Below are 25,493 nucleotides of genomic sequence, written 5' to 3' on the forward strand. Positions count from 1 at the left end.
CGCATGAAGCGAGGTTTTCAGGAGTTTACCTTGCTTTTCCCCGCGCGAATCATCACCTTTGATCGTGCAGCAAACATGGGAGGAAATCATGGAATCTGCTGGCATTGGCTGGATTGCAGCCATCATCATCGGTGGCGTCGCGGGGTGGCTCGCCGAACAATTCATGAAAAGCAATATGGGTGTTTTCATGAACATCCTTCTCGGAATCGTCGGCGCCATCATCGCCAACGCCATCCTTTCGGTCTTCGGAATCGTTTTGACCGGCTGGCTGGGATATTTGATCGCCGGCTTCATCGGCGCTTGCATCCTCATCTTTATCGGGCGGGCGTTCAGGCGCGGATGACGAAAAGAAAAAATCCGTAAAACCCCGGATTTCCAGGCTTTTCCAGCGCGGCCGAAATTTTTTCGTCACAAAAATCGAAGAAATTTCATTTACGCGCTGGACAAGCCCAAACTTCCCCTTTATACGCCCCCTCACACCACCACACGGTGCCGGTCGGGTGATTAGCTCAGTTGGTAGAGCAGCTGACTCTTAATCAGCGGGTCGTAGGTTCGAGCCCTACATCACCCACCAAATTTCTCCATAATGACAAGACGTTGCGATGCCGGATTGAAGCATCGCGTGAGCTTCGGAAGCCTCGTCTTAGGTCGGGCATTGCAGTAAAATTGCTGCGGCAGTCACGACGCCAGCGCTCGAAGCGTCGCGTGTTTTCGCCTGGCCTCCTCTAAAGTTCCAGCGTCGGCACAGGCTCTTTTACACCGACAAAACGCGGCGCCAGCGGCCGGCCGGCGATACGGCTTCCAAACTGCTCGGTAAAGGGAACAGGTGCCGCCCGCCTTACCGCCTCGATGGCGGATTCGATGAAGGCCCTGCGTCTTGGACTATCCTCCTGCGGGCGCGCGGCAATCACCACCACCTTGTCCCTTATCCTTCCGTCCTTGTGCAAAATGAACTGCAGCGTCACCACCAGTCCCTCCGTGTCCTCCGGCGGCACCCAGCAGGCGAAGATGGCATCGAACATTTCGTTGAGATTGCCGACAGGTGTAGGGTCGTTGCAGGCGCGCGACTGAGCGGAAGCCTGCGTCAGGAAACCTGTCAGCACGATGGCGCAGGCCACAAGGCCCGAGAGCTTGCCGGTCGGGCAAGCCGGGAATGAAAGAATGAACAAATTTGCTATCCTTTCCTCGCGACACAGCCGCAGGATGGTGAGCCCGTGCCGCTTGTCAGTAAGTGATGTCTAAAATATCAATGAAATAAAAATCGGATATATCGCCTAACCTAGATACAAAATTATGAATCAAAAATACTCATTAACTTTCTAAAATCTATCAAAATAATATTTATATTGCACAATATATTACACAATATACCGCTCTTAATCAAGATATACATTAAAACAGCGCCCCGGAAAGGAAATTGACATAACCCCCGGGCGGTTTTTCAGTCATGCTGCGTCGAGGCACCCAACGATCCCGGGATGCCTCTTCAAATTCTTGCGATGAAGCGGACGAAAGCGCGATTCTCGGCGTTGCGGTGACGTTACTTCCGCAAAGCTGTCTCAATCATCCCTATGATCGAGATTATGAGATTACTCATCACCATATTGTTGTTCGTCCTCGGCGCGGTCGGGAGCGGGGTATGTGCGTTTTTATTATCGGCAGCCCTTGCCGATTCCGGGCTCCTCGGCTCCTGTTTCGAGGGAAGCTGTGCTTTCGCGGCGCTTTTCATGGTGCTTCCGGTCACATGGTTCGTCCTTTTCGCGCTTTATGTCATGGCTCTGCTGATCTGGAGACGAAAACCCTTCCGCAACCGAAGCCTCTGAAAAAGCGCATCCCCGCCTCATCGCTACCGGGCATTCGTTGACAGCGACGGGCACTTGCCGTTAACTCCCGCCTGCTGGGGGATTCGCTGCCAGTGATATCGGGCCCTGCGGGGCATATGCGGTATCACCGGCCTCTGAATGTGCATGTTCCAATTTGCGTTTCGCGTTTGAAGGACATGACGGAAAACAGGGAGACCAAACGATGCGGGCCGCAATCAATTCCCCGTCGCTTTCGATCGACACCATGGACTATCAGGCCGAGTGCCAGTTCGCACTGGAACCCTCCATTCAGGGGCTCATAGAAAGAGCCGAACATGCCGGCTGGAACCGCCAGCAGGCCGCACTCGCCATCGTGGCGCTCGCCAGCGAACATCTCACCGATATGTTATCGACGCTCGCAGCGCCGGATCAACGCCCCCACTCCTGAATGCACCCTGCCGCCGGGGCGGATCAGCGCCCGGGCACTCCTGATATCCATCCCCACACACCGATCCCCAGGCTGGCGTAGGCTAAACGCCTCCACCGCAGGCGCATGATGCGCCTTGCGGAGCCGTGCCGGGCCCCACGCCCGCTGCCACGTGATACGCCCCTGTTTACCCAGCAATGTCGGAATGGCGCTGACAGCCTGCCTTAGTGTTGACACAAGCGGAAAATAATGAGAACATATAGTGAACATTATGGAGGTCAGCGATGAACACAGCAGACGCAACCATAGAAAATGCCCTCACCGTCGTGGCCCGTTCCCGTGACATGCGCGAGCGCGCGCTGGAACGCCGGCGCGAATTGCAGCGGCGCACCGAGGTCATCATCACCCGGCCGCTTTACGTGCTGAAGAAGAGCGAAGGACCGCGGCAATTGTCGCTGAAGCTCGACAGCTGAGGCTGTCTGCCTTTCTGGTGCCGTTCAAACGCTGCAAAACGGCGGCGGCGCGACGCAGCAGACAATGAAAAATCCCGTGCGGATCACATCGCGCACGGGATTTTCAGAATGAAGAGATCATGGTCCTGTCTTATTGCATGCGTTGCATTGCGGCTTCAGGCTCGCCGGTCGTGGCAACCGCCGCGGCGGGAAGGCGATCGGTCTTTTTCAGGATGACGATGGGCTTGTCAGCCGGTTCCGTCGGCGGAACGATGCTTGCGGTTTTGAATTCACGGTCGACGGCAGGGACGGAAGCGTTGATCTTTTCATGACCCGCGCATTCCGCAAGCGCTGCGCTGGCGGAAAAACCAAAGACAGCGGCGATAATGAGAACTGATTTCATGTCATTCTCCCTTCGCTTTTATGGCAATCTCCAGTCTAGGTGGAGACGAACCGGATTGAAAATCACACTTTAGAGACACCTTATAAACTTCAGGTCGGCAGTCGTCGTTTCGATATGCGAATGGTGCGCCAGAACTGGCCATGCTTTGTTATTTCTTCCGCAGATCCAGCGGATTTCCGCAAAGCGGTCTGCGAAATATCATCGCCACGTAACTTCCCTTGAGGGAAATCAGGCTTGGCGTGTAAGTCGAAACCTTCGCCTGGTTGGCGGCCTTGATCGTTCTTCCTTCGAGGGAATTCTGCTGCATTGCACGACTCCTTCCGTAAGCGATAACGAAAATGCACTGGTCTTGTTCCGATCACGGTTTCGTTGGCGCAGTCGAAAGAATGAACGCGTCGCCGCCTGTTTTTTCTTCCGCGGCGGCGAGACGAAGCAGGCGGAACACTCCCAAGTCCCCCATGCTTGAAAAATCCGCCCGAAAGCTATATATGACCAGGCGCGAGGACGACCTCGGCCACATCGGCGACAGCATGCGGGACGGCCCGGTCACAAACCGGAGAATAGAATGCGCTCCCTGCAAGATCGTATCCGCCACGCCCTCAGTTTCGAGATCATCGGGCTTCTGCTGGTCATTCCACTCGGCGCATTGCTGTTTGGCATGCCCATGGAGGATATCGGCGTCGTGGGCCTCGTCAGCGCCACGCTCGCGACCATCTGGAATTACGTCTATAATCTCGGCTTCGACCACGCCATGCAGCGCCTGAAGGGCACGACGCTCAAGACACCCGCCATTCGGGTCGGGCACGCGGTGCTGTTCGAACTCGGCCTGCTGATCGTCCTGATGCCCTTCATCGCCTGGTATCTGAATATCAGCCTTGCCCACGCGCTGGTGATGGATATCTCCTTCGCGCTTTTTTACGTGGTCTATGCTTTTGTCTTCAACTGGAGCTACGACCGCGTCTTCCCCCTGCCGGAATGGAAGTCGCAGCAGGACGCCGCCTGAAACGATCGGGAAAATACCGATAGCGTCCGTGCCGGCACCGCGCCTGCACGGACCAACCGTCAGAGAGACTTCAGCGTCCAGGCCACAATCTCGCGCGTCGCGGCGGCAAAGGCCTGGTCGAGTGCTTTCACGAAATTGGCGTTGCCTGAGCCGCTGACGCGGGCGCTGGAACGGAACACCTCCTGCGCCTTCACCGTGCCGTTTCGGTCGTTGAGGAGCTTCACCGAGATTTCGATATTGGCGAGGTTCTTCGCCGTATCGATCTCGAAGGCACGGATATCGCTCACGACCTGATAATCGATCGCCAGCCCCTGCCCCGGCCGGCCGACGCCGCCGAGTTTGCCGGTATCCTCGAACGCTTCCACGAGCTTGGATTGCACCATACGCGGCAGGCGGTCGCTCCATTGCGAGTTACCGAGATATTGCACTTCCGAGCCCGAAAGCCGCACCACGATGTTTTCGCTGTCCAGCGCCTTCAGGGCGGTCGGATCGGCAATCAGCAGCTGACGGCTTTTCAGCGACGGCCCCTGCGTCACCGCCGCCGGAGAGACGGAGAGATCGAACGTATCGTTCTTCGGCGCGCCCGCGCAGCCCGCCATCATTGCAGCAAGCAGCGGAGCCAGAACGAGGGCGCGGCGTTGGCCGTTCATCGATAGTCTCATTGGCCCATACCCCTCTTAGCGCCTTGTTCTGCCGTCATATTGTTTCACGGTTTCGCCGCCGAAAATCAACCGTTGCGGATCGCGGTCGATATTGGTGATGGCATTGTTGAGATTGTCCACCGTCTGTCGCGTGCTGCCGATCAATGCCTGGAAATCTTTCAGGCCCGAGCTTGAGAAGCGGGTCAGATTGTCGGCGATCGGCCCGATGCGGGCATTGAGATTGTCGGCCACCGCCTTGAAGGAGGTGAGCGTCTCACGCGCCTTGGCAAACAGCGAATTGGCGTCGTCAGTGCCGAGCATGCCGTCCACCTTGGCGAGAATCCCATCAACGCGGCTGGAGGCCAGGTTCAGCTTGCGGCCCATCTCGGTGAAATCGGACACTGCCTGATCGATATCGGCGCGCCGTGCGCCCACATCATCGGCGATCCGCTTGAAGTTCGCGACAGCATCGCGCGCATCGGCGGTCGCAGAGGAAACGTCGTCAACCACGGTGCCCACCTTGGCGGGATCGACGGAGGCGAGAAGCTCATCCGCGCGCTTGACGACCGTCTGCACTTCCGTGCTTGCCGCCTCGAAATTGCGCGCCGTGCTCTGCACCGTTTCCATGATGCCCTGAATATCGCTCGAAGCCGACGCGACATCCTTCGTCACCTTGTCGACGTTGGACAGGATGGAATCGATCTTGCCGGCATCCACTGCCTTCACCAGATCTTCGATGGCGCTCAGCGTGCCGTCGAGGCGCACCGACACCGACTGTACGGTGGTGGAAAGCGAGCTGAGGCTGGCAATGAAATTCTTGATGCCATCGGAGTTTGCCGCCAGCGCATCGGAGAATTTTTCGGCATTGCGAACCGTCTGCGTCAGCGGGCCGCGCGCATCCTGCACGAAGCCCTGCAATTCGCCGATGGCGCCATCGGCGCGCTTCAGTATCTTGTCGGCGGTGGCAAGCAGGTTGGTGACGCTGGAAAGATCGGCCGTCAGCTCGGCCGGAACACCGCTTTCGACGGCTTTCTGCAGAATGCGCTCGCCATCCTTGTTGCCGCCGGAAAGCTCGATATACGCCGCTCCGGTCAGGCCCTGAATTTCAAGCACGGCGCGTGTGGAAGGGAAAACCGGCGCATCCGCCTGTACCTCTGTAAAGGCGATGGAATAGGCCGGGTCGTCGCGGTCGATTGCAAGCCCGCGCACCGTGCCGACGGGAATACCGTTGAAGCGCACCGGAGAGCCTACCGAAAGGCCATTGGCGGAGCCCGGAATACGCACCACAAGCTGTGCTGTCGGGCCACCGCGGCCGAATTCCGCCATCCAGTAAACGAAGCCGAATGCAGCGGCGATCACGATCAGCGTGAAAATTCCGACTATGGTGTAGTTCGCCTTGGTTTCCATGCTTCTCGTTACTCCACCGGATGTTCCTGCCTGTCGTCCGGAAGAACGACAGAGCGCGCCCGTTTACCGCGGAAATAGGACTGCACCCACGGGTCGTCGCAGGCAAACATGTCCTGCAGCGTCCCTTCCACCAGCACCTTCTTCTGGCCGAGAACCGCAATGCGGTCACAGACGGAGAACAGGCTGTCGAGATCGTGCGTCACCATATAAACGGTCAGGCCGAGCGAATCGCGCAGCCGCGCGATCAGCATATCAAATTCCGCCGCCCCGATGGGATCGAGGCCGGATGTCGGCTCATCGAGGAAGACGAGGTCGGGATCGAGCGACAGCGCCCGGGCAAGCGCTGCGCGCTTGATCATGCCGCCTGACAGTTCGGACGGGTATTTGTCGCCCGCATCGGGCTTCAGACCCACCATCTCGATCTTGAGATAGGCAAGCTCGTCCATCAGTTTCTTCGGCAGATCGAGATATTCGCGCATCGGCAGCTGGATGTTTTCCTTCACCGTCAGGCCGGAAAACAGCGCGCCCTGCTGGAACAGCACCCCAAGCCGCTGGTCGAGCCTCATGCGCTCGTCCTCGCCCGCCTTGTCATAATCAGAGCCGAGAATGCTGATCGTGCCCGCCTGCCGTGGCAAAAGCCGCAGGACCGTGCGCATCAACACGGATTTTCCCGCCCCGGAGGGACCGATGAAACCCAGGATTTCGCCGCGATAGACATCGAGATTGAGATCTTCCAGCACGTTCCGGCCATTAAAGCCGACTGTCACGCCCTCGACGGAAAGCACCACCTCGCGGCCGTCTTTTCCGGTCTTTGTCTGCTGCTGCGGTTTCTGGTCCAGTGTTTCCAACGCGCCCTCCCTAGAAATCGATGGCTGCGTAGAAGATGGCAAAAAGACCATCCACCAGAATGACGACGAAGATCGACTTCACCACCGAGGAGGTGACGTGCTGGCCGAGCGATTCCGCCGAGCCGCCCACTTTCATCCCCTCCACCGCCGCGACGATGCCGATGATGAGCGCCATGAACGGCGCCTTGATCATACCCGCTGCGATGGTCGATTCCTCCACCGCGCCATGCAGACGTGAGAGGAACACCTCAAAAGTGATGCCGGAATAAAGCAGCGCCACGATGGCAGCACCAAAAAGCGCGGCAAAATTGGCGAGAATGGTCAGAAGCGGCAGCGCAATAGTGAGCGCCACCAGCCGCGGGAACACCAGCACGCCCACGGGATTGAGGCCAATCACCTTCAGCGCGTCGATTTCCTCGCGCATCTTCATGGAGCCGATTTCGGCGGTGATGGCGCTGCCGGAGCGGCCGGCGATCATGATCGCAGTCAGCAGCACACCGATTTCACGCAGCTGGAGAATGCCGACCAGATCGACGACGAAGACCTCAGCCCCGAAATATCTGAGCTGGAACGCGCCTTGCTGGGCGATGATGGCACCGATCAGGAACGACATCAGCATGATGATCGGCACGGCGCGCACGCCCATATGGTCGATCTGGTTGACGATCGCCGCCGGCGAGACGCCGCGCCCGCGTCCGAGTTTCATCTGCGCACCGCGCACTGCCGAGCCCAGAATATACATGCCCGCCAGGAAATCCGCGCCATTCTGGACCACGGCCTTGCCGATCGGAGAAAAGATGCGCTCCACCAGTCCCTCGCGCGCGACCGGCTCCGCCTCCATCTCCGCCTTGTCGGGCAGCTGCCCGATCACCTGCTCGATACGGTCGTTGCCGCTGATCGTGACAGTCGCACCATTCGCCTCGAGGTCCTTGCGCAGGCGCTGGATGATCCAGGCGCCGGTCGTATCGATGGACTCGACGGAGGAAAGCTCGATCTCCACCGGGCCGGTGGGTCTGCTTTTTTCGATCTTATCGAGATCAGGTAAAACGGCGGAGAGATTACTGTTGCGCCAGGAGCCGCTCATGACATAGCGCAGGCCGCCGCCGGAGACGGCGCCGTCTTCGGTGATTGCGGCCGGGGTCGCCTGTTGCCGTGTGTCCTGTTCTTGCATAATGCTCCGAGCGAATGCAGCCGTCACGAGATTCTTAAAGGTTTCATAACGTTTCGGCCTCCGGCAAGCCACAGTGGCAGCCGACAATTCGTGATAAATTTGGCGTCATGTGTCATTTGACGCCCAATCGGAAGTGAAAAAACATGCCCCGTTACCTTCAAGCCACAACAGAACGTTTCGCCGTTGCTGGCAGCTTCACCATTTCACGCGGCACCCGGACGCATGCGGATGTCGTAACGTGCACCATCCGCGATGGTTCCTTCACCGGCAGAGGTGAATGTGTGCCCTATCCGCGATATGGCGAAAGCATCGAAGGCGTCATTGCCGATATCGAGGCGATGGCGGAGCGGATCGCCGCAGGCCTCACGCGGCAGGAGTTGCAGCAGGCGATGAAACCGGGTGCGGCCCGTAATGCGGTGGATTGCGCGCTTTGGGATCTCGAGGCGAAGATGAGCGGCCAGAGCGTCGCCGAGCAGGTCCTCGGACAGGAGGCAGAGCCGCTCGTCACAGCCTATACGATTTCGCTTGCAGACCCTGAGACCATGGCCGCAAAGACCGCGGAGAACGCCGGACGTCCGCTTCTGAAGATCAAGACCGGCACAGCCGACGATGAAGCCCGCCTGCGGGCCGTCCGCGCAGCCGCACCCGAGGCGCGCATCATCATCGATGCCAACGAAGGCTGGAACGACGACAATATCGAATATTATCTGAGGCTTGCGGCAGAACTGAAGATATCGCTGATCGAACAGCCCCTGCCCGCCGGCAAGGACGCCATTCTCTCCCGTATCGACCATCCGGTGCTGATCTGCGCCGATGAAAGCGTGCATTCCACAAAGGACCTCACCGGCCTGCGCGACCGCTACGACGCGATCAACATCAAGCTCGACAAGACCGGCGGCCTGACGGAGGCGCTTGTCATGAAGGTGGAGGCCGAAAGGCTCGGTTTCACCATCATGGTCGGCTGCATGCTCGGCACCTCGCTGGGCATGGCGCCCGCCGTGCTTGCCGCGCAGGGCACGGCCTTTGCCGATCTCGACGGCCCGCTGCTTTTGGCCGAGGATCGGGAGCCTGGGCTGGTTTATGAAGGGTCGCTTGTTTATCCGGCGCGGCCGGAATTGTGGGGGTAGAGCTCTCGCTAAGGATCCGGACTGGGTTGGTGCCTAGAGGCTGCATTCGCACCCTCTCTCCGGTGCGTCACCGGAAGGTTACTGAGAAGCCTCTAAAGCCTCACCTCCGTCATGCCGGACCTGATCCGGCATCCAGCCACGGCGCGTCTGCGCCGTGAGAAATAAGTCTTACGCGATCAAAGACTTGATCGCACTGGATCCCGGCTCAGGGCCGGGATGACGGTATGCGGATGCTACAATTTCAACCAACACTCGTTTACAGGTGAGCCTACCATCAGCGCCCGTCAAACGCTCCAATCAGGCCGCGTGCTTGCCAATCAGCCCCGGAATATTCACCGGCTCCATTTCGTCCGATGTCTGCTCGGCAACCACTTCGCTCGTCTGCATCCAGGTGATCAGCTCGAAGCTGCCATCGGCGTTCTCGGCAATCGCCGTGCAGCTTTCCACCCAGTCGCCGGTGTTGATGTAACGTATGCCGTCCATGTCTTCCATGACGGCGTGGTGAATATGGCCACAGATCACGCCGTCGACATTGTTGCGCCGGGCTTCATCCGCCACCACACGCTGGAATTCACCGATGAAGTTGACGGCGTGTTTCACCTGCAGCTTGGCCCAGGCCGAAAACGACCAGTAAGGCAGGCCGATGCGGCGGCGTACGGCGGCGATGGCGATATTGATGGCGATTGCTGCGTCATAGGCCCAGTCGCCGAGATAGGCGAGCAGGCGGGCGTTGCGCACCACCACGTCGAACTCGTCGCCATGGATGATGAGATATTTCCTGCCGTCGGCCGCCTCATGGATCATGCGTTCGGCCACTTCGATGCCGCCGAAATGCATGCCGGGGAACTCCCGCAGGAATTCATCGTGATTGCCGGGAATATACACGATGCGGGTTCCCTTGCGGGCCTTGCGCAGCAGTTTCTGCACCACGTCGTTGCAGCCCTGCGGCCAGTACCAGCTGCGGCGCAGGCGCCAGCCGTCGACGATGTCACCGACGAGAATGATCGTTTCGGCCTCGTGATGTCTGAGGAAGTCCAGCAGATAGTCAGTCTTGGCCGCCTTGGAACCAAGATGAACATCCGAAATGAAAAGCGTTCTGAACTGTCTGGTTTCGATTTGACCGGCCACGGATTTCATCCCCCTGTTCGGTTGCGTCCCTGCGGCTTTCTTCCCTCTCAGAACCAGACTCGTGTTTCAGCAACATGACAGCGGCCGTTTTTTGCAGGGAATATGACGAAACGCTTCACGAAAACGCGAATAAGCCGTGGCCGCATTTGCATAAGACGCCCGTAAATAACGGCTGTACCACGGGGAAGTTTGTTGTATTCAGGGGTCCGAAATAAAACCAGATACGACGGTGGAAGACATGACCTCTCACGATAAGAACAACACGCCCGCCAACACGGCAAAGGCCGACATCGAAGAACAGGCGCTCTTTTTCCACCGCTATCCGCGCCCCGGCAAGCTGGAGATCCAGGCCACCAAGCCGCTCGGCAACCAGCGCGATCTGGCGCTCGCCTATTCGCCGGGTGTCGCCGCACCCTGCCTCGCCATCCATGAAAATCCGGAAATGGCGGCGGACTACACCGCCCGCGCCAATCTCGTCGCCGTCATCTCCAATGGCACGGCCGTGCTTGGCCTCGGCAATATCGGCCCGCTCGCCTCCAAGCCCGTGATGGAAGGCAAGGCCGTCCTTTTCAAGAAATTCGCCGGTATCGACGTTTTCGATATCGAGATCGACGCGCCCGGCATTAACGACATGGTTTCCACCATCGCAGCGCTGGAACCCACCTTCGGCGGCATCAACCTTGAAGACATCAAGGCGCCGGAGTGTTTCGAGGTGGAGCGCCAGCTGCGCGAGAAGATGAACATCCCCGTCTTCCACGACGACCAGCACGGCACCGCGATCATCGTCGCCGCCGCTGTCACCAACGCTCTGGAACTGGCCGGAAAGTCCCTGTCCAGCGTCAAGATCGTTGCCTCGGGCGCCGGTGCGGCAGCCCTTGCCTGCCTCAATCTCCTCGTTGCGATGGGCGCGAAGAAAGAAAACATCTGGGTCCACGACATCGAGGGCCTCGTTTATGACGGCCGCAATACGCTGATGGACGAGTGGAAGGAAGTTTACGCCCAGAAGACCGACAAGCGCGTGCTGGCCGAAACGATCGACGGCGCCGATGTCTTCCTCGGCCTGTCGGCGGCAGGCGTTCTGAAGCCGGAACTGCTGGAGCGCATGGCGGAGAACCCGCTGATCCTCGCGCTTGCCAACCCCAAGCCAGAAATCATGCCGGAAGAGGCGCGTGCCGCCCGCCCGGACGCGATGATCTGCACCGGCCGTTCGGATTTCCCGAACCAGGTCAACAACGTGCTCTGCTTCCCCTATATCTTCCGCGGCGCGCTCGATTGCGGCGCGACGACGATCAACGAGGAAATGAAGATGGCCGCCGTGCAGGCCATCGCGGAACTCGCGCGTGAGGAAGTCTCCGAAGTGGCCGCCAAGGCTTACAGCGGCGAAACGCCGATCTTCGGCCCGACCTACCTCATCCCCTCGCCCTTCGATCCGCGCCTTATCCTGCGCATTGCCCCGGCCGTTGCCCGTGCTGCCGCCGCAAGCGGCGTTGCCGCCCGGCCGATCACCGATTTCGAAGCCTATCTCGACCAGCTGAACCGCTTCGTCTGGCGCTCGGGTTTCATCATGAAGCCTGTCTTCAACGCCGCAAAGGCCGCCGAAAAGAAGCGCATCATCTTTGCCGAAGGCGAAGACGAGCGCGTGCTGCGCGCCGCCCAGGTGCTCTTGGAAGAAGGCACCGGCATCCCAATCCTCATCGGCCGTCCGCAGATCATCGAAACGCGCCTCAAGCGTTTCGGTCTGCGCATCCGCCCGCATACGGATTTCGCCGTGGTGAACCCGGAAGACGATCCGCGCTACCGCGACTATGTGGATGATTATTTCGCCCTGGTCGGCCGCGCCGGCATCAACCCGGAAGCGGCACGTACCATCGTGCGCACCAACACGACTGTCATCGGTGCGCTGTCGGTCAAGCGTGGCGAAGCCGATGCGCTGATCTGCGGCCTCGAAGGCCGTTACGACCGCCATCTGCGCGACGTGAACCAGATCATCGGCAAGCAGGACGGCGTCCGCTCCTTTGCCGGCCTCAGCCTGCTCATCACCCAGCAGGGTGCGCTGTTCCTCACCGATACCTTCGTCAACAACGACCCTACATCGGAAGAAGTGGCCGAAATGGCCATTCTTGCCGCGAAGGAAATCCGCCGCTTCGGCATCACGCCGAAAATCGCGCTCGCCAGCCATTCCAATTTCGGCTCGCGCGATTCCGAAAGCGCCCGCAAGATGCGCCGCGCGCTGAAGATCGTGCAGGAGGCTGCACCCGAACTGGAAGTGGACGGCGAAATGCAGGGTGGCTCGGCCCTGTCGGAAGCGCTGCGCAAACGCGCCATGCCCAACAGCGTGCTGACCGGCGAAGCAAACCTGCTGGTCTTCCCGAACCTCGATGCGGCCAACATCACGCTGGGCGTCACCCGCACCTTGACGGAAGGCCTGCATGTCGGCCCGATCCTGCTCGGCACGGCCCTGCCCGCCCATATCCTGTCGCCCAGCGTCACCTCGCGTGGCGTCGTCAACATGGCGGCCTTTGCCGTGGTGCAGGCCTCTCACCCTTCGGTGTAATGAAGGCGCATTAACGCAGTTTTGAACATGCTGTTGCCGCAATGCGGCAACAGCTTATGTTATCTTCCTGAAACACGGATTTCCTGAAGCATAACACCCCTGCCACCGGCCGGGGACATCAAACGGATCGCACAATTGACCCGGCGCAGCCGCATCATCGGCCTTCTGCTTCCCCTTGTTTTCATCGCTCCTGCCGCCGCTCTTGCGGATCAGGTGTGCGATACGCTTTATCAACAGTTGCGAGAACCACCCCGTGTCATCGGCAACACGGCCGAGGTGCGGCGTTACGCCAATGCGCTTGCCCACCAGAACATCGTCATCCGCAAGATCAGGAACGACATGCGCAGCTATGGCTGCTCGTCCGGCAGCGTCATCGTTTATGGCAATCCTAATGCCGGGCTCTGCGCCGAGATCGGCGATGCGCTTGTGGATGCCGAGGCCGAACGCGACGCGATCATCCGCGATCGCGACGACGCCATGGCGGCGGCGAGGAGCGACGACGGCGATACCAGGCGCGAGCGCATTCTTGCCGCCCTCGATGCCAATGGCTGCACCCCCGCTGAGGAGATGAACCGTCAAGCATCGCCTGCACCCGATGTGACGCGTTATCCCGATGCCTTCAGGCAGAATGGCGGTGAGCCGGGACAGGCGGGCCTTTCCCCTTACCCCAACGCCGCCGCGGAGGGCGGGCTTCGCACACTCTGCGTGCGCACCTGCGACGGCTCATTCTTCCCGATCGCCTCCAACGCCTCGCCACTCGATTTTCGCGCCCAGGCCGAGCAGTGCCAGAAAATGTGCCCGGGAACCGAGACGGAGCTCTATTTCCACTCCATGACGGATCAGGAAACAGCAGACATGGTGTCCGCTGAAACCGGCAAACCCTACAAGGATCTGCCGACCGCCTTCGCCTATCGCAATGCCTCAACGAAAGCGCCCGGCTGCGCCTGCAACATGGCCGCCTATCACGAGGAGATGCAAAAGCAGGAACAGGCGTCGCGGCCGGAAGCCGAAAAGCCCTATTCCAGCATCACCACCATTCCATCGCCGCAAGGTGACAAGGCCCCAAAGCCCGCCGAGCAGCAGGCCGCAAAGCCGCCGGAACAACCTGTTCCTGAGCGCGACTATGACCCGAACGACACAAAAGTGCGCGTCATCGGGCCCAAATTCCTGCCGGACCAGACCGGCAAGATCGACCTGAAGAACCCGGCGCTGAAGGGTATCCAGCCACAGCAGTGAAATCTCTTCTGCACGCGGAATGGTGCGAGCGCGTGCCCCTTGTTTCTTCTCCCCGGCGGGGAGAAGTCCGCGGCAGCGGGATGAGGGGGCAAGCTCTCCGTAAATCTCTACCGTTGCCCCCTCATCCGACCCTTCGGGCCACCTTCTCCCCGGCGGGGAGAAGAAATGCGCGGCAACGTCCCGCCCTGTTCGCAGGCCTCCGGGTCTACACCCCACCCCAGCGGTTACGAAACACAAGCTCTTCCAGCGGCACGCGCTGCCGCCAGCCCTTCACCGCCAGTTCCGGTTCGGTATAAAGCGTATCGACACGACCGAGGCACAGCCAGGCGACAATCTCGATATGATCGGGGATATCCAGAATGGCCCTGATATCGCTGTCATGGAAAATACTGACCCAGCCGACGCCGACGCCTTCGGCGCGGGCCGCGAGCCAGAGGTTCTGGATGGCGCAGACGGTGGAATAGACATCCGTGCGTGCATTATGGGTGCGACCCAGCACCACCTTGCCACCCCGTGTCGGATCGCAGGTGACGCAGATGCTGAGCGGCGCCTTGCGGATGCCTTCGAGCTTCAGGCTGCGATAAAGCGCCTGCTTTTCACCCGTAAACATCGCCGCCGCCTCTTCATTGGCGCGGCTGAAGGCCACCCATGCCGCCTGGCGCACGGCGCCATCGGTGACGAGGGTGAAGTTCCACGGCTGCATGAAACCGACCGAGGGCGCCGAATGCGCCGCCCTCAAAAGGCGCTCGATGAGATCATCCGGCAGCGGGTCCGGCAGGAACTGGTCGCGCACATCGCGGCGGGTTTCGATGGCACGATAGACGGCCTCACGCTCCTCGCCGGAAAACGGGCGGGCGGGTGAAAGCGCGTGATCGAACGGGTTGGAGTCGGGCGGCATGGCGACGGGCGGTTCGGTCTGCATCGTTTATCCCTAACAATGCGGGGCGGGCCGGTGCCGAAACCATGGGAGGTTTGCAGCGACAACTCGCTTTCCAGCAACCTGCCGCCGTCCGCGCGGTTCGGTCCATCCTGCCAGGCCGGTCTTCTGACTAAGCTTCATCCGCCCCGTTTCGCCTTCCCGAATTGCTCCAGTGGCATGAGAAAAAGAGCATCCGCCTCACAGCGTTGGGCACGTTCCGGTTTTTCACCGGATTCCCGATTCTCCCGCCGAAGGGCGGGCACCTGACGGGTGAAGCTATGGGCAAAAAAGCTTGCGAACACAAGTGCCGTGCAGGTGGTGCGGCAATGTGGCCTGCCGCACCTTACCTTCATCATTCCACCGGAAAATATCTGATATAAGCGAACTCGTCGCCATCAGGTGACCAGTTGGGAGAGTTCATCGTGCCCTGCCCGCCAAACAGCTCGAAAAGCGTTTCGACATTGCCGCCATCCATATCCATCAGCCGCACCCGCACGTCGAGATCGCGGGGATGATCGAATACGTCGCCGTCATAGGAAATGAAGACAACCTTGTCCCCTCTTGGTGACGGGTGCGGAAACCAGTCGCCATAGGAGCTGTCGGTGATGCGCTCCACGGCTGAGCCATCCACCCGCACCCGCCAGATTTGCATCCGTCCGGTGCGGCTGGAATTGAAATAGATCCACGCGCCGTCAGGCGAATAATCCGGCCCGTCATTGCGGCCCTCACCATGGGTAAGGCGTGTCTCAACGCCGCTGTCTATGTCCATGGAATAGATATCGAAAATCTGATCGCGAATGCCGCAATAGGCGAAGCTTTTCCCATCCGGTGACCAGCCGTGCCAGTAGGAAGGAAGGTTCCTTGTCATTAGCCGCGGCGCGCCGCCCGCCGATGACAGGAGATAGATGGCGCTTTTGCCGAACTCCACCTTGTCTGAAATGGCATAAAGCGAACCGTCAGGCGAAATGCCGTGGTCATTGTTGCACTGGATTGCGAAACCCGTATCGACCTTTTGTGGCGACGCATCACCGGAAAGGGACAGGCGATAAAGCAGCCCATCGCTGTTCAACAGCAGATATTGTCCATCCGGCGACCAGTTCGGCGCTTCGAAAAGATCGGGCGTCTGCCACACCACCCGCATCTGCCGGGTGCGGATGTTGAAGATTTCGATGGAGCTGCGCATTCTGCCTCCCGGGCGGGTCCGTGTTCTCATTCATAGCGCTTGGTGACGCAGACATTCCGTTTGCATCCACCATTGCCTCGATTATGATCCTAGGGCGGCAGGCACCGTCCTGCAAATTCAAACCGGAAAAAACGCCAGCGCCCCGGCACCGTCCGCGGCCCGCCCCGTTTCTCCCAGATCAGAGGTTCCGCGATGAATACCATCGCCGATCACGGCATCCGCTTCGGGCGGATTGCCGCCATGCTTCCTGTCAAGAATATCGAAAAGGCCCATGATTTTTATGTCGGCGTGCTCGGCTTCGAAAAGACCTTCGCAAACGGCAACCCTGTGGGCTTCATGATCCTCAAACAGGGCAATGCCGAGCTGCACCTGACATTGCAGCCCAGCCACAAGGCAGCGCCCTTCAATGTGGCGCATATGATGGTGAGCGATGTGGACGCGCTGCATGCGCTCTGCAAGAGCCAGGGCTTGCGCATCATCAAGGGCCTGCAGGACAAGGATTATGGTCTGAGGGCCTTTGTGTTTGAAGACCCTGACGGCAATCGTATCGATGTGGGGCAGGTTATTTGAGGTGAGCGGCGCGGAGTTTTCCGCGCCAATCAAGACGCTCCGCTGTGGATCGAGCCCATGACACTTGTTTCTTCTCCCCGAGGGGGAGAAGTCCGCGGCAGCGGGATGAGGGGGCAAGCAAGCTTCGTGATATACGGAGGGGTTGCCCCCTCATCCGACCCTTCGGGCCACCTTCTCCCCGGTGGGGAGAAGAAATATGCCGCACCGCCTCACAATGCGCTTGCCCAATTCATTAAGCAGGGACGGCGTTAAACGCGCCTTTCCAAAACGCCCTACCGATCACGAAACCGGTTGGTGATCGGATAACGCCGGTCGCGCCCAAAGTTCTTCTTGGTGATCTTAACCCCCGGAGCCGATTGCCGGCGCTTGTACTCGGCGAGGTAAAGCAGATGCTCCACCCGGTGCACGGTCGCCACATCATGGCCGCGCGCCAGAATTTCCTCGACCGACATTTCCTTCTCGACAAGGCACTCAAGAATATCGTCCAGCACGGGATAAGGCGGCAGCGAATCCTGGTCGGTCTGGTTGGGGCGCAATTCGGCCGATGGAGCCTTGGCGATAATGTTGGCGGGGATCACTTCGCCGGAAGGGCCAAGCGCGCCCGGCGGCACATGGGCGTTGCGCCAGGCGGAAATGGCATAGACCTGCATCTTGTAGAGGTCCTTGATGGGGTTGAAACCACCATTCATGTCGCCATAAAGCGTCGCGTAACCCACCGACATCTCCGACTTGTTGCCCGTCGTCACCACCATGGATCCGAACTTGTTGGAAACGGCCATCAGGATGGTGCCGCGCGTGCGGCTCTGCAGGTTTTCTTCGGTAATGCCCTCTTCCGTGCCCTCGAAAAGTTCTGACAGCGCAGACAGGAAACCTTCCACCGGCTCCACGATCGGCACGATATCGTAACGGCAGCCGAGCGCTTTCGCACAATCGGCGGCGTCCTTCAGCGATTCTTCCGAGGTATAGCGGTAAGGCAGCATGATGCAGCGTACCCGCTCCTCGCCCAGCGCATCGACGGCAAGGGCGGCGCAGATCGCCGAATCGATGCCGCCGGAAAGGCCGAGAACCACGCTCTTGAAACCGTTCTTGTTGACGTAATCGCGAAAGCCCAGCATGCAGGCGCGGTAATCCGCCTCCTCACCCTCGGGAATCTTGGAAAATGGCCCGCTTTCGCAGCGCCAGCCATCCGCTGTGCGTTTCCAGTCGGTTACAGCAAGCGTGGCTTCGAACTGGCTCATCTGGAAGGCGAGCGTCTTGTCGGCATTGAAGCCAAAGCTCGCACCGTCGAACACCAGCTCGTCCTGCCCGCCCAGCTGGTTGGCGAAAACCAGCGGCAGGCCGCTTTCGATCACCTGCCGGAGTGCCACCTGATGGCGCACGTCCAGCTTGCCGCGGTAATAGGGCGAGCCGTTCGGCACCAGCAGGATTTCGGCGCCGCTTTCGGCCAGCGTCTCGCAGACGCCCATGTCGTTCCAGATTTCCTCGCAGATCGGAATGCCGATCCTCACGCCGCGGAAGTTATAGGGCCCGGAAATCGACCCTTCGGAGAAAACACGCTTCTCATCGAATTCGCCGTAATTCGGCAGGTCGATCTTGTCGCGCAGCGCAATGATCTTGCCGCCATCGAGAAGCGCCACGGAATTGTGCCGACCCGTCTCGCCCTGTCGCGGAAAACCGATAACGATACCCGGCCCGCCATCGGCGGTTTCCGCAGCCAGTTCTTCCACCGCTTTCAGACATGCTTTCAAAAAAGCAGGTTTCAGCACCAGATCCTCGGGCGGATAGCCTGAAATGAAGAGTTCGGTGAGAAGCAGAAGATCGGCGCCCTGCGTTGCCGCATCGGCCCTTGCCTCACGCGCCTTGGCGAGATTGCCCGCCACGTCGCCAACGGTGGGATTGAACTGCCCGACGGCAATCCGGAGATGGTTCTCTATATCGTGTCTGTCGCTCATAACCCTTCAATACCGCGCCCGTGATCGCTCCGCAACGCAGCAATTCCCACTTGCATTCATTCGTGCGCTTCTCGACACAGCCGCCCTCACGCGAAGGTTATCGCGCTTATATGCACATCCCATAAAGTTCATGTCGCGTTCATCGCGCTTATGTGACAGTTACATGACACTTTTGCGACACCCGATTCACCTCCCCGGATCGGTGCTGGCGCCTGAAATACCGGAGTATGGGTTTGAGAGATTCGGCGCCAAAAACAACGGCTTCCGAAAAGGCTGGTTTTGTCTTTTCGCCTGCATGGACAAGGAGCCTTTCGAAGTTTTCAGGCACGGCCTACACGCTTGCCAACCTGACGGTCGCGTCCGTCGTGCTCGTCGTGGCGCTGGAATGGGTCGTCCGCGGCTCGCTTCAGGATGTCGGCACTTTCATCACCTCCTCCGCGCGTCCGGGCATGACAACCATTGCCGCCGTGCTCGCCCTTCTCGTCGCGCTGGATGCGATCCTCGGCCGGCGTTATCTTTCGCTGATAGCGGTCGCGCCGCTCTGCGCACTGGTGGGGCTGATCTCAGCGCAGAAACAGACCTATCTTTCCGATCCGCTTTATCCCTCAGACCTGTTGTTCGGGCGGCAGATTCTCGAACTTTTGCCAACCATGCTGAAGGCGCAGCCTTTTACGGCGATGCTGGTGGGTGTCGGCCTCAGCGCCGCAATTGCCTCCCTCGCGGCTCTCTGGCTGCTGGCGCACCGTCATTCGCCGGTATTGCGCTGGCGTGAGCGCGCCGCCGGCCTTGCGCTGGCGCTGCCGCTTCTCGCCAGCCTCGCCTCGCTGATGGACTATTCGCATTATTCCTGGGTGCGCGATCGCCTCAACATCATCCCCATGATGTGGGATCAGCAGGAAAACTACCGCCACAACGGCTTCCTGATGGCCTTCGCCTTCAATATTCCCATGGCCAATGTCTCGGCGCCGGAGGGTTACGGCGAAAACAGCATCGCCGATCTCACCTCGGAACCGGCATCTTTCGCCGCCAACAAGGGTGATTACCCTGACGTCATCATGCTGATGAGCGAATCCCTGTGGGATCCGACCCGGCTTGAAAACGTGAATCTCTCGGCCGATCCCATGCCGACCATCCGCGCCAAACAGTCCGGCAACGTGTTTTCGCCCGAGTTCGGCGGCATGACGGCAAATGTGGAATTCGAGGCATTGACCGGCTTCTCGAACGCCTTCCTGCCCTATGGCAGCATTCCCTACCAGCAATATATCCGCCGCCCGGTGCCCTCGCTCGCCAGCTTCTTCCGCGGCGAAGGTTATTCCGCCATCGCAGTTCATCCGTTCCAGGAATGGTTCTGGAACCGCAAGCAGGTCTATAAAAATTTCGGCTTCGAGGAATTCCGCTCCGAAGAGACGCTACCGGCCATGGAAAAACGCGGCAATTTTGCCTCCGACGACGCGCTGATGGAAGAGATCATGGCGACGGCGGACCGGACGCAGAACCCGCTCTTCCTCTTTGCCGTCACCCTGCAGGGACACGGCCCCTATGAGACAAACCGTTACGCCGAAAACACCATCGGCATTGAGGGCGAACTCTCGGCTTCGGCCTCGCAGGCGCTCGCCACCTATTCTCAAGGGGTGGTGGAAGCGGACGAAGCGCTGCTGAAGCTGATGCGCTGGGCAAAGAAGCGCGATCGTGAGACCATCATCGTCCTCTTCGGCGATCATCTGCCGCCGCTCGGCCAGACCTTCGTGGAAAGCGGCTATATGCCGGGCATGGTGGCAAGCCGCCGCGCACCGCTTGAGGTAATGAAGAAGGAGCACGAGACGCCGCTCGTCGTGTGGTCTTCGAAGAAGGGCGTGCGTAAGAATATCGGCACCATCAGCCCGGCGCTTTTGCCCTATCACGTGCTGAAGACCGCAGGCTTTTCCGATCCTTTCTATACCGGCACGCTGGGTGAAGTTCAGCAGGCCTTTTCCGTCATCGACCGGCACATGCTGGTGACGGCCGGTGGCGATGCCCTGCCCGACTGGTCGATCGCGCCGAACGCGGTCCCTGACGTGGTGCGCAATTATCGCCTGCTGCAATTCGACATGATGTTCGGCAAGCAATATGGAAAAGAGCGCTTTTTCCCTGGCTTCAATTGGCTGCACGAGGGCGCGCCGTCGGTGTAATGAATTTCGGCGAGGGACGCCTGAACGCATGGTGGCGGAAAACGTTTGAATTCCGCCATCATGCGGGTTTATCTCGGGAAAGCTCCGCACCGCCAATCAGAACCGGAGACACGCCCGTGTCAGATATCTCCGACTATATCGTCTCTCATTTCAAGCGCTCCTCTCGTGAAATCGGCGAGGTGGAACGGCGCATTCTCGAGCTGGCGCACCAGAAAAAGCTGGTTTCGAGCGATATTAATGCGGAATTTTCCGCCGGCGCCAGTTTCGGCGACAGACTGGCAGACAAGATTGCCAGGGTCGGCGGTTCCTGGAGTTTCATTCTCGGCTTCTGCTTTTTCCTGATTTTCTGGGCTATCATCAACACCATCGTACTGACCACCCGCGCTTTCGATCCCTACCCCTTCATCTTCCTCAATCTGCTTCTTTCCATGCTGGCGGCCATTCAGGCGCCGATCATCATGATGTCGCAGAATCGTCAGGCCGCCCGCGACCGCTTCGAGGCCGCCAAGGATTATGAGGTGAATCTGAAGGCAGAACTGGAAGTGCTTTCACTGCATGAAAAGATCGATGTGAAAGTGCTGGCCGAACTGGCTGCGCTGCGGCAGGACCTTGCAGCACTTCACCGCCACGTCACCCGCAAGGAAGACTGACACCGGAAAAATTCACCCTCGCTTTTCCCCGCTCCGCGACAGGCTGTTATATTGGTCGCAGTCCTGCCGGGTGGACGCCAGACGTGGCGGAAACCAAAGGACGGTCCTGGTGGTGGAACGCTGGCAACGTTCGTGGAAAGGACCATGTCGCAGGGTGCAGTGCACGGTCCTTGCGAGATACGGCATGGTGAAAGACCCGGCTGCGCAACGCATCCGACCCACACCAAACCAAATCAAGGCGCAGCCGGGCAATCGCCCGACCTCTCTAGCGATCACCCGTTCGGCAGTGCCGTGCGGGATGAAGCTGTTGGGGTTTTAGGGGCATGTTCAGGAAAAGTGGACAGATGAGCGTGGGACTTCACCCCCCTCTGCCCTGCCGGGCATCTCCCCCTCAAGGGGGGAGATCGATATGCGGCTAGGTTTCGACTATCTCGAAGTTTGAGAATGAGCCGTGGGAGAGCCTCTTGCCGATCTCCCCCCTTGAGGGGGAGATGCCCGGCAGGGCAGAGGGGGGTAACGCCCCACGCACTTCGCCCCGTTGTGAATCAACCTCCGGAAAATCCCCACCCAGTTACGAATCCGTCAGATTCTTGCGCTACAGATTGACGCAGGCGTTTGTTGCATTGCACTCTAGCGGGCAAGGCAAACGGGGGAATCACTCCCCATCGTCAAAATGGCATCACGACCATTTCGCGGCGACGCCATGCCGGATGCGACATCCGGTATCGAAATGCATTCTATTCCGGGGTTTTTCATGCACCAGTTCGATCTGATTGTTGTCGGCAGCGGTCCGGCGGGAAGACGGGCCGCCATTCAGGCCGCCAAGCTCGAAAAGAAGGTTCTGGTCATCGAGAAAGGCAGCCGCGTCGGCGGCGTTTCGGTGCATACCGGCACCATCCCTTCCAAGACCCTGCGCGAAACGGCGCTCAACCTCACCGGCTGGCGCGAGCGCGGTTTTTACGGTCGCTCCTACCGCGTCAAGCAGGAGATCGACGCCGAGGACCTGCGCCGCCGCCTGCTCATCACCCTGGATCACGAAGTGGAAGTGCTGGAACACCAGTTCGCCCGCAACCGCGTGCAGCACATTCGCGGCACGGCAAGCTTCGTTGACGCCAACACCATGAAGGTGGTGAAGAACGACGGTGAGATCATGAATGTCACCGGCACTTCCATTCTGTTGACCATCGGCACCCGCCCCTACCGGCCGCCGCATATTCCCTTCGATGGCGAAGCGGTGCTCGATTCGGACGAGATTCTCGAAATCAAGGAACTGCCGCGCTCCATGATCGTGGTTGGCGCCGGCGTCATCGGCATCGAATATGCCACCATCTTCAGCGCGCTCGACACGCAGGTGACGGTGGTGGAACCGCGCGAAACCATGCTCGAATTCATCGACAAGGAAATCGTCGAGGATTTCGCCTATCAGCTGCGCGACCGCAACATGAAGCTGATCTTCGGCCAAAAGGCGGAAAAGGTGGAGCGCGACGAGAGCGGAAAGTGCCTCGTCTCGCTCGGCAATGGCCGCGTTCTGAAGGCCGAGACCGTCCTCTTCGCCGCCGGCCGTGTCGGCGCCACCGATACGCTCAACCTTTCGGCCTGCGGGCTGGAAGCCGACAGCCGCGGTCGCCTGAAAGTCGATCCTGAAACCTTCCAGACGTCCGTGCCGAACATCTATGCCGCCGGCGATATCATCGGTTTCCCGAGCCTTGCCTCCACGTCCATGGAACAGGGCCGCATCGCCGCCCGCCATGCCGTTGGCGCACCGGCCGGCGAACCGCCGCAGTTCTTCCCTTACGGCATCTATGCCGTGCCAGAGATCTCCACCTGCGGCCTGACGGAAGAAGAAGTCATCGAACGCAACATTCCCTATGAATGCGGTATCGCCCATTTTCGCGAGACCTCCCGCGGCCACATCATGGGTCTCGACAGCGGCCTCCTGAAGATGATCTTCTCGCTGAAAACCCGCCGCCTGCTCGGCGTCCATATCGTCGGCGAAGGCGCCACCGAACTGGTGCATATCGGCCAGGCGGTGCTGAACCTCAAAGGCACGGTGGAATATTTCGTCGAGAATACGTTCAACTACCCGACACTGGCGGAAGCCTACAAGATTGCCGGGCTTGATGCGTGGAACCGCATGGGTGAGATCAAGAAGGATTGAGGTTGCGCGGGGGCGGCTTTTGAGACGGCGGAGTTGCCGTAATCGGCCTTCTGAGAAAGCACAGCATCCCCATCCCGTCATCCCGGCCTTGAGCCGGGATCCAGCGCGATCAAGTCTTTGATAGCGAAAGGCTCTTTCACAGCGCCGACTCGCCGTCACTGGATGCCGGGTCAAGCCCGGCATGACGGAGGAAAGGTTTTCGCCCCTAAAGAGACTTTCTCACCTGCGAACTAACCGTATACAGCCAGCCCGCCCCCTCACCACCGAATACTGTACCGCGCACTTACCCCCGGCCGGAAATGATCCGCATAACCCTGATCCAGCGTCCCGCGCACCGTCAGGTGATCGCCCAGCTTCTGTTCCACCGCGACACCGCTGCTGAACTCGTTGAAACTGTTGCGGCTCGCCCCCGTCAGCACGAAGGCCGTGCCGGTTTCCGAGCGGGACAGGCGCAGCGATTGTGAGACATCAAGCCCGTTCCATTGCTGCGCCGTGCCGTCATACCGCACGGTGAAATTGCGGTTCGCCTCGATATCCAGCTCCGGCGTAACGATGCGCTTCTGCTGCGAGGTCATGGAAACGCTGCTCGACCCTGTCAGGGCGTTGAACATGACGCCGACATCCCGCGCAAGCGAGACGCCCGGCAGCTGTTCGGCCAGCAACGTGACATTACCCCACAGCCGCACCGGCGTATCCACCACCTGCCCCGTCTTTGAGGCATTCATGCCCATTTCCAGCCCGGCCCGGATCGGGGTATCGACCGGCAGTTTCGCGCCGATGCGCGCCGTATAGGACCGATCGGAATTCTTGACCGGCTTCCAGATCAGCCCCGCCTCATCGGCATGGGCGGCCGCGGCTGCGGTGAAAAACAATAATACAAGGGCAGAACCCGTTCGAAGCGACATACTTGTCCCCTGGCAAATTAAGGGCGCACCGGGAGAACCCGGCAAGCACGGTAAAAGCTAAGGCCAATGGTTTGGCTGCGATGAAGCCACATTCAAGCGGCGCAATGCCCGAACGGCCGCTTGATACGACCAGGCAAATCATGCTGCGCAGGGTGCCAGATGAACGGGAGATGAACAAGAGCATATGCAGCAAAAAATCATGCTGCACTGCATTGTGATCGGAACAAGGATGCGGGACGCCCGGTCGCTACTCTTTTTCAATCGTTGGCGCAACGCGCGAGAATATCATCCACGACAGCATTTAGAGATCGGGATGAATCGATGACCGTGGCGTAAGCGGGAATGTCTTCTTTCGTCGCATGGAGCTGCAGAACAAATTCCCGCTCCTCCGGCTCTCCGCCAAACTCGTCCCGGGGTCTCTCGATCAACCGTCTTCGCAGGGTCTCGCTATCGAGATCGAGAACGAAGACCTCAGCGAACACATCGATAAAACGCTGAAAATTCCTTGAGCCACCGCAGAAGAATGTGAGCGTCTGGCTGTGATCGGCGGCAATCCCCCGAACCTTTTCGACATCCCATATATGATGCCGGTGACGGAAACGCATATCCGCCGCATCGCCCTCCAGAGCTGGATCAAGGGCCGCGCCCGTTTCAGGGTCGCCCTTATATGCAAGTTCGCGGTCGCCATGGATCACATGATGGCCGCGTCGCTGAAGTTCTGTTGCAACCGATGTCTTGCCGACACCGGAGACACCCTCGATCAGGTAGTTTCTGACACCCATGGCGCTT

At 59.6% G+C, this 25,493-nt stretch carries 25 protein-coding genes, 1 tRNA gene and 1 riboswitch; of the genes, 13 read left to right on the plus strand and 13 right to left on the minus strand.

What is annotated here, in order from left to right; all coding sequences use genetic code 11:
- Positions 1-88 precede the first annotated feature (88 nt).
- Together ACZ47E_RS05970 and ACZ47E_RS05975 are read left to right on the plus strand one after the other, a co-directional pair.
- Entirely contained in the window at positions 89-343 is a 255-nt protein-coding gene (locus tag ACZ47E_RS05970; protein WP_004442014.1) for a GlsB/YeaQ/YmgE family stress response membrane protein, read from the plus strand.
- 155 nt (positions 344-498) lie between these two features.
- A tRNA-Lys gene (locus ACZ47E_RS05975) sits at positions 499-574 on the plus strand.
- Positions 575-725: 151 nt separating this feature from the next.
- Here the strand turns inward: ACZ47E_RS05975 and ACZ47E_RS05980 are convergent.
- The gene (locus ACZ47E_RS05980) at positions 726-1,169 is read right to left on the minus strand and encodes an energy transducer TonB (protein WP_022556229.1); all 444 of its coding nucleotides are present in this window, start codon (positions 1,167-1,169) and stop codon (positions 726-728) included.
- Between the two features lie 402 nt (positions 1,170-1,571).
- Here ACZ47E_RS05980 and ACZ47E_RS05985 point away from each other — a divergent pair, with 402 nt between their 5' ends.
- The 3 genes from ACZ47E_RS05985 to ACZ47E_RS05995 all read left to right on the plus strand — a co-directional run bounded on the left by ACZ47E_RS05985 (position 1,572) and on the right by ACZ47E_RS05995 (position 2,702).
- The gene (locus ACZ47E_RS05985; RefSeq protein WP_004442017.1) at positions 1,572-1,823 is read left to right on the plus strand and encodes a hypothetical protein; all 252 of its coding nucleotides are present in this window, start codon (positions 1,572-1,574) and stop codon (positions 1,821-1,823) included.
- Positions 1,824-2,025: 202 nt separating this feature from the next.
- Positions 2,026-2,250, plus strand: a complete 225-nt coding sequence (locus ACZ47E_RS05990; RefSeq protein ID WP_278066785.1) for a hypothetical protein — start codon at positions 2,026-2,028, stop codon at positions 2,248-2,250.
- Between the two features lie 263 nt (positions 2,251-2,513).
- Positions 2,514-2,702 carry a hypothetical protein gene (locus ACZ47E_RS05995; protein ID WP_004442020.1) on the plus strand — a complete coding sequence of 63 codons (189 nt, stop codon included), beginning with the start codon at positions 2,514-2,516 and terminating at the stop codon, positions 2,700-2,702.
- Between the two features lie 130 nt (positions 2,703-2,832).
- On the opposite strand, the gene ACZ47E_RS06000 is transcribed toward ACZ47E_RS05995, so the two are convergent.
- Together ACZ47E_RS06000 and ACZ47E_RS06005 are read right to left on the minus strand one after the other, a co-directional pair.
- Positions 2,833-3,084, minus strand: a complete 252-nt coding sequence (locus tag ACZ47E_RS06000) for a hypothetical protein (protein WP_006697382.1) — start codon at positions 3,082-3,084, stop codon at positions 2,833-2,835.
- A 148-nt stretch (positions 3,085-3,232) separates the two neighbouring features.
- The gene (locus ACZ47E_RS06005) at positions 3,233-3,391 is read right to left on the minus strand and encodes a hypothetical protein (RefSeq protein ID WP_004442022.1); all 159 of its coding nucleotides are present in this window, start codon (positions 3,389-3,391) and stop codon (positions 3,233-3,235) included.
- A 258-nt stretch (positions 3,392-3,649) separates the two neighbouring features.
- Between ACZ47E_RS06005 and ACZ47E_RS06010 the strand changes: the two genes are divergently transcribed.
- Positions 3,650-4,087: a PACE efflux transporter gene (locus tag ACZ47E_RS06010; protein WP_004442023.1), complete on the plus strand. Its 438-nt coding sequence runs from the start codon at positions 3,650-3,652 to the stop codon at positions 4,085-4,087.
- Positions 4,088-4,146: 59 nt separating this feature from the next.
- Here ACZ47E_RS06010 and ACZ47E_RS06015 read toward each other — a convergent pair whose 3' ends face one another.
- The 4 genes from ACZ47E_RS06015 to ACZ47E_RS06030 are packed head-to-tail and all read right to left on the minus strand — an operon-like array spanning position 4,147 to position 8,154.
- Positions 4,147-4,749 carry an ABC-type transport auxiliary lipoprotein family protein gene (locus ACZ47E_RS06015; protein ID WP_034498940.1) on the minus strand — a complete coding sequence of 201 codons (603 nt, stop codon included), beginning with the start codon at positions 4,747-4,749 and terminating at the stop codon, positions 4,147-4,149.
- Between the two features lie 15 nt (positions 4,750-4,764).
- Positions 4,765-6,135, minus strand: coding sequence for an MlaD family protein (locus ACZ47E_RS06020; RefSeq protein ID WP_004442026.1), 1,371 nt, complete (start codon positions 6,133-6,135; stop codon positions 4,765-4,767).
- A gap of 8 nt (positions 6,136-6,143) precedes the next feature.
- Positions 6,144-6,983, minus strand: a complete 840-nt coding sequence (locus ACZ47E_RS06025) for an ABC transporter ATP-binding protein (protein ID WP_004442028.1) — start codon at positions 6,981-6,983, stop codon at positions 6,144-6,146.
- 10 nt (positions 6,984-6,993) lie between these two features.
- A complete protein-coding gene (locus tag ACZ47E_RS06030) occupies positions 6,994-8,154 on the minus strand; it encodes an ABC transporter permease (protein WP_464016914.1) in 1,161 nt (386 codons plus the stop codon).
- Between the two features lie 143 nt (positions 8,155-8,297).
- On the opposite strand from ACZ47E_RS06030, the gene dgcA reads away from it, so the two are divergent.
- A complete protein-coding gene (gene dgcA / locus ACZ47E_RS06035) occupies positions 8,298-9,281 on the plus strand; it encodes an N-acetyl-D-Glu racemase DgcA (protein WP_278066787.1) in 984 nt (327 codons plus the stop codon).
- Positions 9,282-9,578: 297 nt separating this feature from the next.
- Here dgcA and ACZ47E_RS06040 read toward each other — a convergent pair whose 3' ends face one another.
- Positions 9,579-10,418 (minus strand): UDP-2,3-diacylglucosamine diphosphatase, encoded by an 840-nt coding sequence (locus tag ACZ47E_RS06040; protein WP_006697377.1) that lies wholly within the window; start codon positions 10,416-10,418, stop codon positions 9,579-9,581.
- A 229-nt stretch (positions 10,419-10,647) separates the two neighbouring features.
- On the opposite strand from ACZ47E_RS06040, the gene ACZ47E_RS06045 reads away from it, so the two are divergent.
- Entirely contained in the window at positions 10,648-12,963 is a 2,316-nt protein-coding gene (locus ACZ47E_RS06045) for an NADP-dependent malic enzyme (RefSeq protein WP_004442036.1), read from the plus strand.
- A gap of 135 nt (positions 12,964-13,098) precedes the next feature.
- Positions 13,099-14,199, plus strand: a complete 1,101-nt coding sequence (locus ACZ47E_RS06050; protein ID WP_278066788.1) for a DUF2865 domain-containing protein — start codon at positions 13,099-13,101, stop codon at positions 14,197-14,199.
- 205 nt (positions 14,200-14,404) lie between these two features.
- Here ACZ47E_RS06050 and bluB read toward each other — a convergent pair whose 3' ends face one another.
- Both bluB and ACZ47E_RS06060 read right to left on the minus strand, forming a co-directional pair.
- Positions 14,405-15,097 carry a 5,6-dimethylbenzimidazole synthase gene (gene bluB / locus ACZ47E_RS06055; RefSeq protein ID WP_092651278.1) on the minus strand — a complete coding sequence of 231 codons (693 nt, stop codon included), beginning with the start codon at positions 15,095-15,097 and terminating at the stop codon, positions 14,405-14,407.
- A 120-nt stretch (positions 15,098-15,217) separates the two neighbouring features.
- Positions 15,218-15,400: riboswitch (cobalamin riboswitch) on the minus strand.
- 70 nt (positions 15,401-15,470) lie between these two features.
- Complete coding sequence (locus ACZ47E_RS06060; RefSeq protein WP_278066789.1) at positions 15,471-16,301, minus strand: TolB family protein; 831 nt, start codon at positions 16,299-16,301, stop codon at positions 15,471-15,473.
- A 192-nt stretch (positions 16,302-16,493) separates the two neighbouring features.
- Between ACZ47E_RS06060 and ACZ47E_RS06065 the strand changes: the two genes are divergently transcribed.
- Positions 16,494-16,871, plus strand: a complete 378-nt coding sequence (locus tag ACZ47E_RS06065) for a glyoxalase superfamily protein (protein WP_108081893.1) — start codon at positions 16,494-16,496, stop codon at positions 16,869-16,871.
- Positions 16,872-17,143: 272 nt separating this feature from the next.
- Here the strand turns inward: ACZ47E_RS06065 and ACZ47E_RS06070 are convergent, their stop codons facing one another.
- Positions 17,144-18,823, minus strand: coding sequence for an NAD+ synthase (locus ACZ47E_RS06070; protein WP_004442045.1), 1,680 nt, complete (start codon positions 18,821-18,823; stop codon positions 17,144-17,146).
- A 227-nt stretch (positions 18,824-19,050) separates the two neighbouring features.
- On the opposite strand from ACZ47E_RS06070, the gene ACZ47E_RS06075 reads away from it, so the two are divergent.
- The 3 genes from ACZ47E_RS06075 to sthA all read left to right on the plus strand — a co-directional run bounded on the left by ACZ47E_RS06075 (position 19,051) and on the right by sthA (position 23,799).
- Positions 19,051-20,991, plus strand: a complete 1,941-nt coding sequence (locus ACZ47E_RS06075; protein ID WP_278066790.1) for an LTA synthase family protein — start codon at positions 19,051-19,053, stop codon at positions 20,989-20,991.
- A gap of 116 nt (positions 20,992-21,107) precedes the next feature.
- Positions 21,108-21,641: a DUF1003 domain-containing protein gene (locus tag ACZ47E_RS06080; protein ID WP_035210951.1), complete on the plus strand. Its 534-nt coding sequence runs from the start codon at positions 21,108-21,110 to the stop codon at positions 21,639-21,641.
- Positions 21,642-22,395: 754 nt separating this feature from the next.
- On the plus strand, positions 22,396-23,799 hold the full coding sequence (gene sthA, locus ACZ47E_RS06085) for a Si-specific NAD(P)(+) transhydrogenase (protein WP_004442050.1): 1,404 nt from the start codon (positions 22,396-22,398) through the stop codon (positions 23,797-23,799).
- Between the two features lie 257 nt (positions 23,800-24,056).
- Here sthA and ACZ47E_RS06090 read toward each other — a convergent pair whose 3' ends face one another.
- Both ACZ47E_RS06090 and ACZ47E_RS06095 read right to left on the minus strand, forming a co-directional pair.
- Entirely contained in the window at positions 24,057-24,704 is a 648-nt protein-coding gene (locus ACZ47E_RS06090; protein ID WP_004442052.1) for a hypothetical protein, read from the minus strand.
- A 257-nt stretch (positions 24,705-24,961) separates the two neighbouring features.
- Entirely contained in the window at positions 24,962-25,486 is a 525-nt protein-coding gene (locus ACZ47E_RS06095; protein WP_006700411.1) for an AAA family ATPase, read from the minus strand.
- Between the last annotated feature and the right edge of the window lie 7 nt (positions 25,487-25,493).

The sequence above is a fragment of the Agrobacterium sp. 5Ca39 genome (assembly GCF_055382365.1).

Bases quoted from the DNA above. Each gene is read 5' to 3' on its own strand.
- ACZ47E_RS06060 (WP_278066789.1), bottom strand. From the start codon at position 16,301: ATGCGCAGCTCCATCGAAATCTTCAACATCCGCACCCGGCAGATGCGG.
- ACZ47E_RS05970 (WP_004442014.1), top strand. From the start codon at position 89: ATGGAATCTGCTGGCATTGGCTGGATTGCAGCCATCATCATCGGTGGC.
- ACZ47E_RS06040 (WP_006697377.1), bottom strand. From the start codon at position 10,418: ATGAAATCCGTGGCCGGTCAAATCGAAACCAGACAGTTCAGAACGCTT.
- sthA (WP_004442050.1), top strand. From the start codon at position 22,396: ATGCACCAGTTCGATCTGATTGTTGTCGGCAGCGGTCCGGCGGGAAGA.
- ACZ47E_RS06030 (WP_464016914.1), bottom strand. From the start codon at position 8,154: ATGCAAGAACAGGACACACGGCAACAGGCGACCCCGGCCGCAATCACC.
- ACZ47E_RS05985 (WP_004442017.1), top strand. From the start codon at position 1,572: ATGATCGAGATTATGAGATTACTCATCACCATATTGTTGTTCGTCCTC.
- ACZ47E_RS06065 (WP_108081893.1), top strand. From the start codon at position 16,494: ATGAATACCATCGCCGATCACGGCATCCGCTTCGGGCGGATTGCCGCC.
- ACZ47E_RS05995 (WP_004442020.1), top strand. From the start codon at position 2,514: ATGAACACAGCAGACGCAACCATAGAAAATGCCCTCACCGTCGTGGCC.
- ACZ47E_RS06010 (WP_004442023.1), top strand. From the start codon at position 3,650: ATGCGCTCCCTGCAAGATCGTATCCGCCACGCCCTCAGTTTCGAGATC.
- ACZ47E_RS06015 (WP_034498940.1), bottom strand. From the start codon at position 4,749: ATGAGACTATCGATGAACGGCCAACGCCGCGCCCTCGTTCTGGCTCCG.
- ACZ47E_RS06005 (WP_004442022.1), bottom strand. From the start codon at position 3,391: ATGCAGCAGAATTCCCTCGAAGGAAGAACGATCAAGGCCGCCAACCAG.
- dgcA (WP_278066787.1), top strand. From the start codon at position 8,298: ATGCCCCGTTACCTTCAAGCCACAACAGAACGTTTCGCCGTTGCTGGC.
- bluB (WP_092651278.1), bottom strand. From the start codon at position 15,097: ATGCCGCCCGACTCCAACCCGTTCGATCACGCGCTTTCACCCGCCCGC.
- ACZ47E_RS06075 (WP_278066790.1), top strand. From the start codon at position 19,051: ATGGGTTTGAGAGATTCGGCGCCAAAAACAACGGCTTCCGAAAAGGCT.
- ACZ47E_RS06045 (WP_004442036.1), top strand. From the start codon at position 10,648: ATGACCTCTCACGATAAGAACAACACGCCCGCCAACACGGCAAAGGCC.
- ACZ47E_RS06000 (WP_006697382.1), bottom strand. From the start codon at position 3,084: ATGAAATCAGTTCTCATTATCGCCGCTGTCTTTGGTTTTTCCGCCAGC.
- ACZ47E_RS06020 (WP_004442026.1), bottom strand. From the start codon at position 6,135: ATGGAAACCAAGGCGAACTACACCATAGTCGGAATTTTCACGCTGATC.
- ACZ47E_RS06070 (WP_004442045.1), bottom strand. From the start codon at position 18,823: ATGAGCGACAGACACGATATAGAGAACCATCTCCGGATTGCCGTCGGG.
- ACZ47E_RS05990 (WP_278066785.1), top strand. From the start codon at position 2,026: ATGCGGGCCGCAATCAATTCCCCGTCGCTTTCGATCGACACCATGGAC.
- ACZ47E_RS06090 (WP_004442052.1), bottom strand. From the start codon at position 24,704: ATGTCGCTTCGAACGGGTTCTGCCCTTGTATTATTGTTTTTCACCGCA.
- ACZ47E_RS06095 (WP_006700411.1), bottom strand. From the start codon at position 25,486: ATGGGTGTCAGAAACTACCTGATCGAGGGTGTCTCCGGTGTCGGCAAG.